Below are 16,043 nucleotides of genomic sequence, written 5' to 3' on the forward strand. Positions count from 1 at the left end.
CTGGGGGATCCGAGCAGCATGGGGTATAGAGTCTCCAGGCCCGCCGTGGGCGGCGAGTCTGCTCTGGGGTGCATGGACCCCAGCCGTTGGTGTCGTTTCGCATGCTTGGAGGTGGTCCCCCGCTTGCTGTCCCAGGGGGAAACAGGAGGACGGTATGCGAATCGAGAGCGCGGGACAGACACACGTTGGCAGGAGAGCCCACAACGAGGATGCCTACTGCGTGCGGCCGGAGCTGGGGCTGTTCGTCGTGGCGGACGGGCTCGGAGGCCAGGCGGGCGGCGAGGTGGCCAGCCGCTGCGTGGTGGATGCCTTCGAGGAGTTCGGCGAGCGCCTGGTGATGGATCCGGAGGCCACCTGGCCCGACAAGCTCAACCCTCAGCTCTCTCGCGAGGAGAACCTGCTGGCGGCCTGCACGAGCATGGCGCAGCGCACGGTGCTCTCGCGCCGCATGGGCTACCTGCGGGACATGGGCTCCACGGTGGTCGCGCTCGCGCTGGGCGAGAAGGAGGGCGCGGTAGCCCACGTGGGAGACAGCCGGCTCTACCGGCTGCGCGGCGGAGAGCTCGAGGCGCTCACGAGGGATCACTCGGTGACGGAGGAACTGCGCGCCGCGGGGCTCGCACCGCCACCGCGCGGCCAGAGCGCCTTCGGCCACATCATCACCCGCGCCCTGGGCACGGAGCGGTCGGAGCCCACGGTGACGCGGCTGGAGCTGCGCCCGGGGGATGTGTTCCTGCTCTGCTCGGACGGCCTCTACGAGCCGCTGGGCCCCGAGCTGATCGCCGAGGGGCTGGCCAAGCCCAGCCTCAAGGAGGCCTGTGACTTCCTGGTCACCGGCGCCTTCGACGCGGGTGGCCGCGACAACATCACCGCCGTGGTGGTGCGCGTGGCCGCCGCCTGGTCGCCGGCGCAGGGGCTGATCTAGAACTCCCAGCCGAAGATGAAGGTGGGCTCGAGGATGGCCTTCGCCTCGAAGGATTCGTCGGGCCCACCGCGCTCCCACTCGGGGCCGAACAGGGCCACCAGATCAATGTGCGCCGCCTTCACCGGGCGCCACTGGAGGCTGGGGCCCACCAGCACCTCGTAGCCGTTGAAGTCGAAGCGGCTGCCGGCCACGTCCGCCAGCTCCACGTTCAGCTCCGCGCCCAGGGAGAAGCGCTGATCCTGGAGCGTGTAGCTGAGGCCGCCGGTGAGGGCGTACTCGGCGTCCCGCTCGCCGCCCAGCACGCGCTCGTAGACGAGGTTGGTGCCCCAGTGCACGCGGGGGGCCAGCTCGCCGCCCAGCAGCAGCTTCACCTCGGCCTTGTGCGGACCCTCGTGGGTGCGCGTCCACTCCAGGTAGACGGTGGGGTTGCCGGGCAGCTGGCCCCAGTCCGCGAAGGCGTAGCGCAGCTCGAACTTCTCCGCGCTCAGGCCCCACTCCTGGAAGGACTGCTGCAGCGTCTCCAGGTACAAGTCCAGCTGGAGCCGGTGGCCCAGGCCGAATTCGAACTCGAACAGCGAGCGGAAGCGCGTGTCGTCCGCCGAGTCCAGCGGCGTCTTCGTCTCCAGCCACCACTCGAACTGGGCAGTGCCCTCGGGGACGACATAGAGGCGGGTGGTGGGGAAGCGGCGCGTGGCTGTCCAACGCGGTTGCGCGTAGGTGCCAATCGGATCCTCCTCGCGCAGCGCGCGGGGCGCCGTCACCTTCGTCTCGTGGACGGCGGGAGCAGCGTAGGAGGGCAAGTGCTCGTCCTCGGCGGCGGCGGCCTGGGACTGAGCGTCTTGCTGCTGCTGCTCCTGGCTGCGCTCCTGGGCGGCGGAGGCGGGCTGGGGGAGGGGATCCGAGGCCCACGCGGCGGGGGCCGCCAGCGAAGTCAGGGCCAGGAAGATGGACAGGGCAGGAGGATGGAGCGAGCGCATGAGGACGCATCCTCGACAGGCGCGCCCCAAGGTCAAGAGGTCACTCTGGTGGGCTGAGTTCTCTCAGCGCATGAGGGGCGGCCTTAGGAGACGCCGAGCTTGGACTTGATGCGCTCGATCATGTCCTTCTCGCTGTCGGCAAACTTCCCGTCGGAGACGGCGAGGGCGCGTACGGCCACCATCACGTCATCGGGGCGGGTGCGCAGCACCTCGATGTCGGGCTCGGGCAGGGGGCCGCCGGCCTTGAGCTTCTCCAGGAGCGACTGGAGTTCCTTCTCGGGCACGTTCCAACTGCGGCCCAGGCCGAAGACCACGAGCTGCTCGGAGTGGGCGAGCTGGCGGTCACTCCAGGCGACCTGGAGCAGCAGCTTGATGACCTCAGTGTTGAAGCGGTCTTCGGTGGAGATCGTCATCCGTTGGCCTCAGTGGGCAAGAGCAGCGGGACTGTATATCGAGCGAGGGCGGGAGGGAGTACCCCCGCGCTCCGGAGGTGGGCTGGGGAGCCCGGGGTGTTCACCACTGGTGGCTACAGCTTCTGGGGCTCCGGCGCGGAGGGCGGGGCCTGGGGCTTGTCCTGCACAGCGGGCAGGGGCTCGGTCTTCCCTGGCGCGGTGGGCCCGGCTAGGGGCTGGGTCTTCACCTGCACGGCGGGCTGAACGGCGGCCTTGGCCTGCTCCAGGGACTGCGCGTCGGCCTTCACCTGCACCGTGGATGACGGAGCAGGCGGGGGCTGCACGGCGGATGGAACCTCCGCCTTCGCCTGGACCGTGGCTGAAGCCTCGACCGTCGCCTGGACCGCGGCCGGAGCCTCGGCCTTCGCCTGCGTCTCGGGCTGCACGTCCACCTTCGCCTGGACGGCGGGCTTCGCCTCGGGCTGGGCGTCGACCTTGGCGAGGGCGGGCAGATGCCGCGCCGGCACCACCACGGGCGGAGGAACGGGGCACCGGGTGCAGGGCCCGCGCAGCGGCACCGAGAGCACCTCGCCGATGTGCAGCAGGTTGCCGCGGATCCGGTTCACGTTGCGGATGGTGTTGACCGACGAGTTGTAGCGGAGCGCGATGGCGCCCAGCGTGTCACCCGAGCGGACCCGGTGCATGGCGATGTTGTGCTCGGGCTGCATCGCCAGCAGCGGGGCCAGCCGCCGCCCCAGCTCCTGGGCGCGGGGGTTGAAGAAGCGCACGTGGAAGTGATCGCGGTGGCCGCGCGCGTGCATGATCAGCGAGTTCTGGCCCGCGTGGAACAGCGAGTCGAGCCACGCCTTGTCCTCGCCATTCTTGAGCGCGTAGTCGTAGAGCACCTTCTGGACGCGGCGGTCGACGAGGATGAGCTGCACGTCAGTGAGGGTGACGAGCGCCTTCACGAGCGCCCAGTTCATGGTGAGATCGATGTACTTCTCCCGGGCGCGGGCCGACACCATGTTGCCGCCGGGGTAGTAGAAGCCCAGGTCCACGTCCCGGCCGTTCTGGTGGCTCTTGTGGGGCCGGATGTAGCCGCCGTCCTTGGTGCTGATCTGGTTGACGCGCAGCAGGGGGGCGTTGGGGTAGCGCGTGCGCAGCTCGTGGATGACTTGGGTGAGGTAGTTGACCGTCTCCGTGGTGGTCCAGGCCTTCTCGGGAGAGACGACGGTCCAGTCGTGGCCATCGGGGAAGCGCACGCTGTTCACCATGCGGCCGCTGTGCACGAAGCCCACGGACACCGAGCCCAGCGAGGCCGGGTCCTCCTTCCACCGCCGCTTCAGCTCCTCGTCGGAGAGGTCCGTGGTGTACTGCACCTCGGGAGTGCCGGGGGGGACCACGGCGGACTCGGTCTCGTCGCCCTCGGCCGAGTCGAACCCGTCCACCGCGGAGCCGCTGTCGTCATCGGCCTCGCCGTCGGAGCTCTCGGCCTCTTCGCTCGGGCCGGCCTGCTCCGTGGAGGGCGCCGCGGCGGCCACGGCCGGAGCGGAGGCCGGAGCGGCGGGGCTCCCCGGGGCGGGCGCGGAGACGGCGGCAGGAGCCGTCGCGGGCTGCGCGGGTGCAGGCCCCGTCGCGTCGGCATGCTCGGAGCGCGCCGGCGAAGGAGTGTTGGGAACGACGTGCGCGGCACAGCCGGCGCACACCAGGATCAGGGGGAGAAAGGACAGGAAACGCACGCGGGCCGAAGGATTACCCGAAATCGCCCAAACCTGAAGCACAGGTACTGGAGAGTGGCTCCCTGGGCAGGCGAGCAAGGCGCGCGTCCGGGGGGCTTGGCTCAGCCCCTTGTGTTCCGCGAGGGCTGGCCTCCGGTGCTCGCGTGTGCCCCAATGTGCTCGTGTCCGAGCTCTCACCGCCTCCTGTCGCTCCCGCAGAGTCACCTCCGGCGCCCGAGCCGGCAGGGCCCGAGACCGGGGCCCGCCAGTCCTTCATCTGGGCGCTGGTCGCCGGCTTCGTCCCCGTCTGCGGGCTGCCCGTGGTCTGGGGGTTGGTGGCGATCGGGCGGCGGAAGAACCCGAGCCCCACCTACCGGCGCTGGTTTCAGAGGCTGGTGGCGCTGGCGATCCTGGACACGCTGGTGGCCGGGGTCTGCCTGCACATGGCGGTGGTGGGCCGGCACGATCCCGAGTCGGCGCGGCTGTCCCTGGGGCCGCCGAAGGTGCTGGGCGTGCTCACGGACTCGAAGTACCCGGGGCCGGGGGTGAAGCTCTCCGAGGTGAAAGAGCGGGGCCCAGCGAAGGGCGCGGGGCTGCAGGTGGGCGACGTGGTGCATCAAGTGGACGGGCAGCCCATCGACAGCTCCGAGGCGCTGCGCAAAGCGGTCCAGGCCGCGAAGCCGGGCGTCGCGCTCCAAGTGGAGGTGGAGCACGAAGGGGCGCGGCGGGAGGTGAGGCTGCTGCCGGTGGAGGCCTCGGCGCTGGATCCAGCTCCGCGAGGGTTGTTCGAGCCCGTGAATCCCGAGGAGCCCGTGATGCCTCGGGAGCTGCGGAACTGGATTGGCATGTGGCTGGTGATGGGGGCGCTGCTCGCGCTCTGGGGGGTGGGGCGGCGGCGAGGCGCGGACTGGCGCCCGCTCGGGGTGATGGCGGTGCTGGTGGCGGCGGGGCTTGGATCCCTGGTGACGATGAAGGGGCTCTCAGCGCTGCTGGGAGGGCCGTCGCGAGGCGCGGCGCTGGTCTCGGTGTGGGTGCAGGCGCTGGTGATCGTCCTCGTGTCGTGGCTGATCGTCAGGCGCACGGCTCCCGGGACTGAAGCGCCGGCGGGACAAGGCTGGTTCCGGACGTATCTGGTGAGCCTGGGGCTGTTCATCACCCTGGGGATGCGGGTGCTGATGCTGCTGGTGTGGTTCTCCCAGGTGGCGGGGGTGCTGCCGAACCAGAATCAGCACCCGATGATGGAGATGGCGCGGGAGGGACCGCTGGGAGCGCTGGGCTGGGTGTTGTTCATCATCCCGGCGGCGCTGCTGGCGCCGGTGGGCGAGGAGCTCTTGTTCCGCGGAGTCCTCTTGCCCTGGCTGACGGGGTGGATGGGGCGCGTGGCGGCGCTGGTGCTCAGCGCGGGGCTCTTTGCTTCGCTCCACCTCTTCTACGGGGTGTTCACCGGGTGGATCTTCTTCCTGGGGCTGATGCTGGGCTGGGCGCGGCTGACGAGCGGGCAACTGCGTCCGTCGATGCTCCTGCACGCCACCGTCAACAGCTTCGCGCTGGTGATGTTCGCGCGGAGCCTCGGAGGCTGACCGCGCGGGTTCAGCGCTCCGGGTCTCCCGAGTCGTCCGAGGAGGGCAGCAGCCCGTGGCGCTTCGCGAGCGTCCGGAAGTGCTTGCGGTCCACGCCGGCCTGCCTCGCCGCCTCGGAGAGGTTGCCGTGGGCGCGAGCCAGCACGTCGCGGAGGTAGTGGCGCTCGAAGTGGTCGATGACGGACTGCTTGGCCTCGGCGAAGGGCAGGTCCGTGCGCAGCGGCAGCTCCGGCCCCGAGCCCACCGGCTGGAGGGAAGGGCGCAGCTCCTCGAAGGCGCGGGCGGCGGGGGCCAGCGCGAGCGCTCGCTCCAGCACGTTGCGCAGCTCGCGGACGTTGCCGGGCCACGCGTGTCCCGAGAGCAGCTCCAGCGCGGGCCCACGCACCGGGCCGGGCTCGAGTCCCCGGCGCCGGAGGATCTCCGAGATGAGCAGCGAGAGGTCCTCCCGGCGCTGGCGCAGCGGGGGCAGGACGAGCGGCACCACCGCCAGCCGGTAGTACAGGTCCGAGCGGAACGTGCCCTCGGCCACCGCGAGCGAGAGGTCCTCGCGAGAGGCCGCCACCACGCGCACGTCCACGCGCTGCTCGGCGTCTCCACCCACCGGCCGCACCTTGCGCTCCTCGAGCACGCGCAGCAGCCGCGCCTGCACGGGCGGCGGGATGCCAGCCAGCTCGTCCAGGAAGAGTGTGCCGCCGTGGGCTCGGGCGAAGGCGCCCGAGCGCGCCGCGAGCGCTCCGGTGAAAGCGCCCTTCACGTGGCCGAACAGCTCGCTCTCCACGAGTCCCTCGGGCAGCGCGCCGCAGTCCACGGCGACGAAGGGGCCTTTGCGCCGCGCGCTCGCCTCGTGGATGGAGCGCGCCGCCAGCTCCTTGCCCGTCCCTGTCTCTCCCTGGAGCAGCACCGTCGCGTCCGAGGGCGCCACGCGCTCCAGCACGGCGAACAGCTCGCGCATGGCGAGGCTCTCGCCCACCAGCTCCCCGAAACGCCGGGCCTGGCTGGGAGCCACCTCCCAGGGCTGGCTCTCCGGCTGGATGCGCAGGAAGCTCCGGCCCAGCTTGAACGTCGCGCCTGGAGGGGCACGCACCTCGCGGAGCTTCGAGCCTTCGTAGAGCGTGCCGTTGCGGCTCTCCAAGTCCCTCACCACGAAGCCCGTGCCGTCGGCGCGCACCTCCAGGTGCTCTCCCGAGACGCGCGGGTCCGTCAGGCGCAGGGCACAGCCCTCGCGAGTCCCCACGCGCACCGGCTCCGAGCCGAGCGCCACCGCGCGCCCCGCATCCGGGCCCTCGACGACGAGGAGCTGGCATCGCCGCGGTGGGACTTCACCGGGCGTGTCATGGGAGGTAGTGAGGACGGTCTCGCTCACGGGCAAGGCGCTATCCTAGGGCGGGTGAGGGAGTTACCGCGACAGTTGGGGCCTTATCGACTCGTGCGCCGCCTGGGTGCGGGAGGCATGGCGGAGGTGTTCCTGGCGCTCGCCTTCGGGGCCAGCGGCTTCGAGAAGCGCGTGGTCATCAAGGTGCTGCGCGAGGAGCACGTGGGCGATGCCGTCTACGAGCGCATGTTCATCGAGGAGGGGCGGTTGGGGGCGCGGTTGAGCCACCGCAACCTGGTGGGCGTGCACGATCTGGGCTGCGCCGAGGGCACGTACTACGTCCGGCTGGACTACGTGGACGGAGCGGATCTCGCGACGCTGCTCACCCGGGGGTTGCCGGGCACGGCGCTGGCGCTTCACCTCGCGGATGAGCTGGCGCTCGCGCTGGGCGCGGTGCACGGGCTCACCGATGACGAGGGCCGGCCGCTGGGAGTGGTCCACCGGGATGTCACTCCGGCCAATGTCCTCGTCTCGCGGCTGGGGGAGGTGAAGCTCGCGGACTTCGGCATCGCCAAGGCCACGCTGCTGCGGGAGATCACCCGAGGCGGGGTGCGCAAGGGGACGTACGCGTACATGTCTCCCGAGCAGGTGCGGGGTGGGGCGTTGAGCCCCGCGAGTGACTTCTTCTCCCTGGGAACCACGCTCCACGAGCTGCTCACCGGGCGCAGGCCCTTCGACGGGGAGACGCCGCTGGAGACCATGGACCGGGTGAGGGAGGCGCAGCTTGGATCGCTGGAGGGCATCGAGCCGGACTTGAGGCCCCTGCTGCGAGCGTGCCTGGCGCGCAAGCCCGAGGAGCGGGTGAGCTCGGCGGAGGCGTTCCGAGCCCTGCTGTCACCGCTGCGGCGCGCGAGGCCGGAGGCGGGCCCCGCGGAGTTGGCGCGGTGGGTGAGCGGTGCTCAGACTCCGGCACCGGAGGCTCGGCGGACCGTGGAGACAGTGCTGGAGGATGGAGACACGGGCCAGGACTGACGGCGCCTACCGCTTGAAGCGCGGATCGCTTAGGCTGACCTCTACTGGCATGGACTTGATGAACTACCGCATGAGGTCCCTCTTCTTGGCTGCGTTCATGTTCACTTGGGCGTGCTCAGGTCCCCGGCTTTTCTATGTGACTGCCCCTGTCGCGCCTCAGTCCGCCCCCTTGATGCCAGACGCGGGACCTGCGACTCCCCCTCCAACCATTGATGCGGGAACGGGTGCAGCCCCAACCAGCACCCCAGGGCGGGACGCTGGGGTTGTTGCGCGCAAGCCTGTCATCGTAGATGGCGTTCGCTGGCCGGATGAGGTGCGGACGCTGGCCACGTTGGACGGATCTGCCGTCATCGCTGCCAATGCCGCCATGCAACACCTGCTGGCACGCATCGCGAAGGAAGAAAAGGAATATGCGGGATCCTGCGCATACTCGCCCAAAGCCATGGATGTGATTGTCGGCGAGTGAGGGGGGATGTATATCGTGCGCATCAATCGGCGCGTGGATAGGTGTGGGAGCGTGGATGCCAGTTTCAACGCCGCTATTGATTGGTTGGAGTTGTATGCTGTTTCGCCAGATGGGCGAATCCTCGCACGGTATCCGTACAATCTGTAGGCTCCGGCAATGGTCTTACTGCGCAGAGATCTCCTGCGGCGCCGCTCGGCCAGTTTGCTCCTGATCGAGAGCGCATCGCGTCGCTTCGCCGCTTGTCGCCAAGGCTCCTCCGGGATAGGCTCAGAAGTCCTTTCAGCCAAATGAGCATCTTCGTTCGACGATCCATCTTGCCTTTACTCAGCATGCTCCTGGCATGCGCGAGCCCGCGACGCTATTTCCTCTACAGCGACCTGCCGAAGCTAGAAGGCCGCCGCAAGCTGGCGATAGCCCCTGGTCCATGGGAAAACAAAGATGTGCCTGTGGTTCTGTCGGACCTGCCGAGCGTACCCGATGACTTGGTGCTCTCTCTCCTCAGAGCATTGATGACGCTGCCGGGTGCGGCGGACGCGTGCGACCCGAATACAGGACACCCACGGGCTGATGCAGCTGAGTACTGCGTCGTTGTCTACAGAACACCTGAAGATTGGCGCGTCTCGTGGCCCGTTAGAAGCTTCGCTGGAGAGCGCGGCCTCTGCGATCCGCCTTATGGTGGAGTGGACGATGCTGACTTCGGAAGAGAAGTGTTCATCTTTGGCTTCGCTCACAATCACCCTTGTGGAACCAGCCCCAGCAGCCAGGATCTGACAGTCTTTCCGGCAATGAAAGAGCGCGATGGGAGCTGGACAATGGTCGGGTATGCCGTAACCCCGGCTGGCAAGCCTGCTCGTGACGCCCAAGGACAACCCATCCCTGCGTGGGCTTGGCTCACAACGGGCAACAGTGAAGAACCCGTCTTCTATAAATGGAACATCAAGGGGAGCGTCTTCACCTGGCGCGAGCACGCGAAGCATTGGGAGTTCCTGGCAACCTGTGAACCCCAAGAACCCGGCGCTATCAGCACCGGCATACCACCACCGAAATGCTCTCCTGGACTCCGCCTGTAAGGCAGCAACCTTCTTGGATCAATCCATGCTGAAACCTTACTCCTTTCTCTTACTCATCTCTCTTATGGTGGATGGTGGTACACCTCAGCCAGGCTCTGGGAGTTCAGCACCTGATGCGGGTTCCACTGTTCCGCTGCCAAAGCCCACACCCACTGGGGATGCTGGCCCCGGAATTCCCCCAGTTGGCACTGCGGGCCCCATTCGCTGGCCTAAGGATCTGCGCCCACTGGCGACGTTGGACGGACCCGCCATCCTCGCAGCCCATGCCGCGTTGCAGCGGGTGCTCTCACGCTTTCCCAGAGAGGCAGCAGGGGAGTGCGAATACTCAGCCAAGTCCATGGATGTCGCCGTTGGCCAGGAGGGGGGGGTGTATTTTGTCCGTATAGATAGGCGCGCGGACAGATGCGGGTGGCCTCGTGGTGCTCAGCTCGAGTTCGATTGGTTCGAACTCTATGCTGTATCCGCAGAGGGACAGGTCCTCGCTCGATATCCCTATATGCCGTAGCGGGTGTTGAGCCAAGGCTACGACCACAGCTTCTCTACCTATTTGAACCTGTCTGCCTTTTCAGTGAGGAGGGCCGGTTACTCCGTCGCGGTGGTGATGGCTCTCGCCGCCGCGCGGATGGCCGGGCGTGGGTGCTCACGCAGCGTCCGCAGACGGCTGGCCGCGTCCTCTCGCCAGTGCAGGCGCTCGCCCGCGGTCCGCACCAGCTCCACCGAGAGGAGTGGAGTCCCTTCCGCCACGCGATCCGAGATCTCCAGCAGCGTCTCCGGTTGCCACTCGGCATTCGACTGAGCCACGGCCGAGCCCACCGCCTGGGCCAGGGCCGGAGCGAAGAGGGGCTCCTCGCGCAACTCGTGGGCGAGCTCCTGGAGCGCCTTGGCCACGCTCTCCGCGCTCTTCCACTCCAGGGTGCTCAGCCGGAGCGCCACGCTCTCGGGCCAGAGCGAAGCATCCGTGGCGATGACCCCCGCGACCTCCTGCAGCCGGGCTCGCAGCCTCAGGCGCACCGGCAGCGGCAGGTTCAGCAGCGTCGCGCACAGCCCGCGCAGGCGCTGGCGGGCCGGCAGATCCCGCTCCGCCTTGGCGTTCTGGGCCTCCAGGGTGGGCTGGGTGACGAGCGCCGCCACCGTCGAGACCACGTGCTCCACCGCGATGCCGTCTCGAACGGTCTCCACCAGGGCCTGCGTGGCCTCGCGCCACTCGGCGCCACCGGCCAGATCCAGGATGCGCGCCGCCGCCGCGCGTGCCACCGGCTCCTCCGAGCCAGGAGACCAGGGGGAGATCGCCAGCCACGCCTGGCGGCGCACGCTCAATTCGGGGTGCTGGGCCACCTGGCGCACCAGGGCCGCGTAGCGCGGGCGCACCTCGGGACGCAGCCCCGCGGGGCTCTGGTCCAGGAGGCTCGCGGCCACGTACGCATCCGGGCTCCGAGCCATGGCGTCGAGGATCGCCCATGCCTCTTCCACATCCAGCAGCCGGCGCGCCGCGTGGCCCACCGCGATGCGCACGTCCCGGTGGAGCTGAGGCCGCTCCCACTGCTGGCGCAGCAGCGCCAGGCTGTGCGTCGAGCGGAAGGCCCCGAGCAGCCGCACCGCCTCCTTTTGCACCGTCACCTTGAGCTTCTCGCGCCCGAACAGCTCCGCCAGGGTGGCCGACAGCGTCTCTCCGCTCACGAGGCTCGCCACCCGGGGCACCGCGTACATGGCCACGCGGGCGCGATCGCCGTCGAGGTACTCCAAGAGGAGGGGAAGCGCCGTCTCCGGCCGATCGATCCACGCCAGCGCCCCGAGCGCCGCCTCCACCGTGGGCACATCCTTCGACGCGAGGAACGAGCCGAGCGTGTCCGCCGTCACCACCTGCAGCCGAGGCAGGGCGTGCAGCACGCTCATGCGCTCCCAGGAGCTGCGCTGCCCGTCCTCGGCGATGCGCACCAGCAGCACCGCGAGCTGCTCCTGCTGCCGTGGCAGCCAGCGGTGGAAGCCCTCCTGCGCCGGGGGCACCCAGCCCGTTTTTCCGTTGCTGAAGCGCCCATGCAGCCGCCGCCCCTGGAGGAACGGGCCCAGCCAGTCCTGCCGGCGCCGGTGAAGGTGCTTGAAGACGGGCGCGATCGTCACCGTCGTCTCGTCCCGGTCCAGCAGCTTGCGCACCCGGACGTCCCGCGTGCGCGGCGGCGCGAGCCACAGCAGGATGGCCGAGTGCGCCGTTCCCTCCGGGGAGCCCTCCGTCGCCGGCTCGAGCAGCGCCTGGAGCATGTCCACGTTCCAAGCGCGCCGCCCGAGCGCCTGAGCCAGGGCGATGGTGAGGATGTGGCTGTCACGCTCGGCGGCGGCGCGGATCATCGGCAGCAGCGTGGAGACGATGCGGAACTCGGCGCCCCGCGGCAGATCCCGCTCCAGCGGTGGCAGGGAGAGGGTGCCGCGCTGCCCCGCCAGGCGCTTGAGCGTGTCGAGCGCGAACTGGAACAGGGGACCGTCCGGCTCGGTGGCGTGGCCCTGCATGAGCCGGAAGGCCAGCCGCTGGAGCGCGGCGCGAGTGGTGGGCGAGGAGTCCCGCGCCTCCACCACGCAGATCACCAGCTCCGTGAGCGAGGGGATGTGCTCGGCGGTGAAGGTGGAGAGCGGCACGTTGGCCAGCTCGTTGAGCACCGCCATGCGGACCGGATCCTGCTCGTTGCGCAGCCGCATCAGGTGGGTCAGCGTCTCCGTCATCCCCCGGCGGGACAGGCCCGTGGAGCGCACGAGGTGAACGAGCGCCTGGGCCCGGTCCTCCGCCTTGGCGGCGAAGGCGGCCTTCGTCAGCGGCTCGCGTGCGTGCTCGATGAGGCGCAGGGCGTGGGTGGCCAGCAGCCTGTCCCGGTTCTCTTGAACCTCACGGAACGTGAGCCGCCGCGCCGCCTCCGCGTCCCGCTGGGTGTGGGGCAGCACGGCGAGCAGCGCCTCGGGCAGCTCGCGCGCGGGGATGCCCTCGTAGGCGTGGGTGAAGAGGGCGGCGCGGCGCGAGGGGGCCAGGGCTCCCAGGAAGGCGGCGAGGTGGTGGGGCATCTCCCCCAGCAGCCGGGCCAGCGCGAGCTGCTGCTCCGAGGAGAAGGCATCCGCCTCGATCAGCACTCCCGGCGGGAGGCCCTGGTTGCGCAGCCAGCCGCGGAGGGAGGGGCGCGTGAGCAGGGCGAAGATCTGCTCGGGGTGACGCCGGGTGAGCCGGCGGATTCCATCGAGCAGGGGAGGAGGCATGACCTCCAGCGGAGAGAAGTCTCGCGCCAGGGCGAGCACCGCGGCGCTTCGCAGGCCGGTCAGCTCCGCCAGGGGCTCGCGGTAGGAGAAGAAGAGGCTGGCGCGCTCCCGCTCGGGCGCGGCGGCGAAGCGGGCCTGGAGGTAGTCGAGCACCGCGTCCGGGTAGCGCCAGGTCAGCTTGTGCCAGCTCATGAGCGCGTGCCCCACCTCCGGCAGCAGCCTGCGCACCGACGCTTCATCCAGGGCTGGCAGCAGCAGCACGGCCTCGCCGGCGCCGTGCCGGGCGAGGATCTGCGGCAGGAGCCGGGCCGCCAGCACGTTTCGGTGTGCGAGCGCAATACCCTTCAGCACACGGCGCCGCATGGCCGGGGCCAGCTCCGGCAGCACGCGCTCCAGCGAGGCGTCCTCCTGGATGTACGCTCCCGCCAGCGAAGCGGCCAGCGTGCGGATCAGCACCGAGGGGTGGACGAGTCCCCGCAGCAACGGGGCCTCATCCCGCGCGGCGCGCGCCAGCTGCAGCCCGAGGCTCGCCTCGTAGGCCCCTCCTGAGAGCAGCTCGTCCATGAGCCGCGTGAGCGGGGCCGTCCCCCGGGCTTCCTTCGCGAGGGCCGCCACTCGCGCCATGCGCGTCCCATGGGAGAGGGAGTCCAGTTGCTTGAGCAGCGCCTCGCGTGTGGGGACCTGCATGGCACCTCCGGGGTGGATCCCGGAGGCTAGATCAGACCCTCGCCTGGCGCCCGTATCGAGCACGGCAAGGAGGGAAGCAGGCGCCAGGAAAGTCGTACACCGTTGCCTGCAAGCTCCATGCTTCGTCTGATCAGCCCTGTGACCACATCCCCTCCACCCTCCCTTTCGGTTTAGGCTTGGTGGCGTCTTGCCGCCCTCTCCGTCTTCCTCTCGCCGCGTATGAAGCTCAGCCTCGCAGCCCGGGTGACCGCGGCCTTCCTGCTCGTCGTCCTCGTCCTGACCTTCGGGAGCGTGGCGCTCGTGGCCATATCGCTGCGGAGCAGCCTCGAGGAGCGGCTCGCGCGCAGCCTGGAGCAGGACGTCGCCACCTGGCGTGGCCTCCTGGAGCAGGAGGGGCGGGTGCTCTCCGTGGCGGCCCGCGGCATCGTGAGCGCACCGGCCCTGCGCGCGCTGCTCGCCAGTGAGGGCGTGGACCGGGCGACCCTCGACGGCATCGCCGAGGAGCAGCGCGCGCTGATGGAGGTGGACCTGCTCCTGTTCACGGATCCGAGCGGGAAGGTGCGCGCGGGCAGCCTCCCCGGCGCGCTGCCCCCAAAGGTCTCCGACTTCCTCCAGCGCCAGCAGCCGGGACTGCTCATGATCCAGGACACGCCCTACTGGGGCGTCTTGAACCCCGTGGAGGCGAACGGGAGGACCGTGGGCTACCTCGTCCTGGGGGTGCGCGTGGGAGCGCCCCTGGTGCAGCGCCTGCGGGAGCAGAGCGGCGCGGAGGCCCTCCTGCTGCAGGGGCAGACGGTGCTGGTGAACGGGCTGAGCTCGGTCAGCCCCGAGGAGGTGCTCAAGGCCTTGCCCGCCGCCGCGGCCTCGCAGCGGCTCCTTCAGGGGAATGGCACGCGGCTGCTCGCGCTCGAGATGGACATGGGCGACGGCCTGCGGATGGTGCTGCTGCTCAGCGCGGAGGAGGAGTTCGCCCGCTTTCGCGCGACGCTGCTCTCCCTGCTCTCCCTGGGCGCCGCGGGAGCGCTCATCGCTGGCGCCGTGGCCTTCATCCTGGCCCAGCGGGTGACGGGGCCGCTGCGGCAGCTCACCGCCGCGGCGGCCCGGGTGGTGGCCGAGGGGGACTTCCGCGCCAGGCTGGAGGTGAGCTCGAGCGACGAGATCGGCGAGCTGGCCACCTCGTTCGGGCGGATGATGGAGCAGGTCCGCGAGGTGCTGCTGGTGCTGAACGCCTCCTCGCTCGAGCTCGAGGCCGCCGCGGGGCAGCTCTCCGCGGACGCCACGGCCCAGAACCGCACCGCCACGCGCCAGGCCTCCGCGCTCTACCAGACCCAGATCACGGCGCAGGAGCTCCAGCACAGCTCGCAGATCGCCGCCCAGCGCGCCCAGGCCGTCCTCCAGGGCGTGGAGCGCGCGGACTCGCTGGGCCGCGCCGGCGAGCGCGCCATCGAGAGCAGCGTGGGGGGCCTCACCTTCATCCGCAACCAGGTGGATCAGATCGCCCACACCAGCCAGGAGCTCCAGCAGCGCACGGCGCAGATCGGCGGGATTACGCAGACGGTGAAGGATCTGGCGGATCAGTCCAACATGCTGGCGGTCAACGCGGCCATCGAGGCGGTGCGCAGCGGCGAGCACGGCAAGGGCTTCGCGGTGGTGGCGGGGGAGATCCGCACGCTGGCGGACCAGTCCGTGGCGGCCACGGCGCGGGTGCAGGAGATCCTCGAGGACATCCGCGTGGCCATCACCAACACGGTGGAGACCAGCGAGAACGGCGCGCGCGAGGTGGAGGGTGGGCTGTCCCAGGTGCGCGCCACCGGAGACAGCCTGCGCGCGCTGGCCTCCCTGGTCCACGAGAACGGGCTCGTCGTCCGGGAGATCGCCCAGACGGTGAGCAAGCAGGACGCGGGGATCGCCCAGCTCTTCGAGGCGCTGAAGGACTTGTTCGCGCTCTCGCAGGAGACCGTCACGCGCCTTCAGGCCACCGAGGAGGCCGCCTCGCGCATGTCCGGGGCCTCGCGCGAGATCACCGCCATGGTGCGTCGCTACAAGCTATAGCCGGCGCGGGGCTCAGGGGCTGGCTTCGACGGTGCCCTTGGCCGGCACCTTCACGGAGACAGGCGCCTTGTCCAGCCCCGGCCGGTACACCCGGAGCTTCCACTCGCCCGCGGGCACGTTGGGCAGCGTGAAGCTCCCGTCCGCCGCGGGCTGGGTGAAGTACGGGTTCTGGAGCACCAGGATGACGCCGCTCATCCGCGGGTGGATGGAGCAGAAGATCTCCACCGCGCCGGGCTGATCGAACTTCACCACCTTGGCCTGCTCCTTGGCGTAGAGCCCCAGATCGAACGTCTTCACCTTGGACTTGGAGAAGACGTTGTGCATGACGAAGTCGTCGTTGGTGAAGTCCACCGAGCTGCCCTTGAACACCGGCAGCACCCCCGGAGCGAAGCGGGCCCATCGCTGCGAGAGCTTCACCGGCGCGGCGGGCGGCGCGGGGAGGCTGCTCTCGGGAACTTCCTCGATGTAGACGACGGTCCTCGCCGCCTCCTGGGCATCCTCGACGGAGACCTTGCCCTTCACGGTGCCCGCGGCGGCGGGCCCCCCGAGCAGCGGCACCAGGACAGCGGCTGCGAGCTTCAAAGATGAGAAAGCGCTC

General features: G+C 69.9%; 12 protein-coding genes. 6 read left to right on the plus strand and 6 right to left on the minus strand.

The window, feature by feature from the left end:
* The first annotated feature begins 154 nt into the window (after positions 1-154).
* Positions 155-925 (plus strand): PP2C family protein-serine/threonine phosphatase, encoded by a 771-nt coding sequence (locus ACJ8AT_RS27375; protein ID WP_407740825.1) that lies wholly within the window; start codon positions 155-157, stop codon positions 923-925.
* On the opposite strand, the gene ACJ8AT_RS27380 is transcribed toward ACJ8AT_RS27375, so the two are convergent.
* The 3 genes from ACJ8AT_RS27380 to ACJ8AT_RS27390 all read right to left on the minus strand — a co-directional run bounded on the left by ACJ8AT_RS27380 (position 922) and on the right by ACJ8AT_RS27390 (position 4,033).
* Positions 922-1,902 carry a hypothetical protein gene (locus ACJ8AT_RS27380; protein WP_407740826.1) on the minus strand — a complete coding sequence of 327 codons (981 nt, stop codon included), beginning with the start codon at positions 1,900-1,902 and terminating at the stop codon, positions 922-924. The two genes, ACJ8AT_RS27375 and ACJ8AT_RS27380, sit on opposite strands and share 4 nt — an antisense overlap.
* An 83-nt stretch (positions 1,903-1,985) precedes the next feature.
* On the minus strand, positions 1,986-2,315 hold the full coding sequence (locus tag ACJ8AT_RS27385; protein WP_407740827.1) for a TerB family tellurite resistance protein: 330 nt from the start codon (positions 2,313-2,315) through the stop codon (positions 1,986-1,988).
* A 113-nt stretch (positions 2,316-2,428) separates the two neighbouring features.
* Positions 2,429-4,033 carry a penicillin-insensitive murein endopeptidase gene (locus ACJ8AT_RS27390; protein ID WP_407740828.1) on the minus strand — a complete coding sequence of 535 codons (1,605 nt, stop codon included), beginning with the start codon at positions 4,031-4,033 and terminating at the stop codon, positions 2,429-2,431.
* Positions 4,034-4,194: 161 nt separating this feature from the next.
* Between ACJ8AT_RS27390 and ACJ8AT_RS27395 the strand changes: the two genes are divergently transcribed.
* Positions 4,195-5,592, plus strand: coding sequence for a type II CAAX prenyl endopeptidase Rce1 family protein (locus tag ACJ8AT_RS27395; protein WP_407740829.1), 1,398 nt, complete (start codon positions 4,195-4,197; stop codon positions 5,590-5,592).
* 10 nt (positions 5,593-5,602) lie between these two features.
* Here ACJ8AT_RS27395 and ACJ8AT_RS27400 read toward each other — a convergent pair whose 3' ends face one another.
* Positions 5,603-6,955 carry a sigma 54-interacting transcriptional regulator gene (locus tag ACJ8AT_RS27400; protein WP_407740830.1) on the minus strand — a complete coding sequence of 451 codons (1,353 nt, stop codon included), beginning with the start codon at positions 6,953-6,955 and terminating at the stop codon, positions 5,603-5,605.
* On the opposite strand from ACJ8AT_RS27400, the gene ACJ8AT_RS27405 reads away from it, so the two are divergent.
* The 3 genes from ACJ8AT_RS27405 (at position 6,926) to ACJ8AT_RS27415 (ending at position 9,472) form a co-directional block, all read left to right on the plus strand.
* On the plus strand, positions 6,926-7,936 hold the full coding sequence (locus ACJ8AT_RS27405) for a serine/threonine-protein kinase (RefSeq protein WP_407740831.1): 1,011 nt from the start codon (positions 6,926-6,928) through the stop codon (positions 7,934-7,936). The genes ACJ8AT_RS27400 and ACJ8AT_RS27405 overlap by 30 nt on opposite strands.
* Positions 7,937-8,249: 313 nt before the next feature.
* Positions 8,250-8,402: a hypothetical protein gene (locus ACJ8AT_RS27410; protein ID WP_407740832.1), complete on the plus strand. Its 153-nt coding sequence runs from the start codon at positions 8,250-8,252 to the stop codon at positions 8,400-8,402.
* Between the two features lie 287 nt (positions 8,403-8,689).
* Complete coding sequence (locus tag ACJ8AT_RS27415; protein ID WP_407740833.1) at positions 8,690-9,472, plus strand: hypothetical protein; 783 nt, start codon at positions 8,690-8,692, stop codon at positions 9,470-9,472.
* A 582-nt stretch (positions 9,473-10,054) separates the two neighbouring features.
* On the opposite strand, the gene ACJ8AT_RS27420 is transcribed toward ACJ8AT_RS27415, so the two are convergent.
* Positions 10,055-13,393, minus strand: coding sequence for a hypothetical protein (locus tag ACJ8AT_RS27420; protein ID WP_407740834.1), 3,339 nt, complete (start codon positions 13,391-13,393; stop codon positions 10,055-10,057).
* Between the two features lie 219 nt (positions 13,394-13,612).
* Here ACJ8AT_RS27420 and ACJ8AT_RS27425 point away from each other — a divergent pair, with 219 nt between their 5' ends.
* Positions 13,613-15,445 (plus strand): methyl-accepting chemotaxis protein, encoded by a 1,833-nt coding sequence (locus ACJ8AT_RS27425; RefSeq protein ID WP_407740835.1) that lies wholly within the window; start codon positions 13,613-13,615, stop codon positions 15,443-15,445.
* Between the two features lie 12 nt (positions 15,446-15,457).
* Here ACJ8AT_RS27425 and ACJ8AT_RS27430 read toward each other — a convergent pair whose 3' ends face one another.
* Positions 15,458-16,027, minus strand: coding sequence for a beta-sandwich domain-containing protein (locus ACJ8AT_RS27430; protein WP_407740836.1), 570 nt, complete (start codon positions 16,025-16,027; stop codon positions 15,458-15,460).
* Positions 16,028-16,043 lie beyond the last annotated feature (16 nt).

Origin of the sequence: Hyalangium sp., from assembly GCF_045802625.1 — a bacterium.
GTDB lineage: Bacteria > Myxococcota > Myxococcia > Myxococcales > Myxococcaceae > Hyalangium.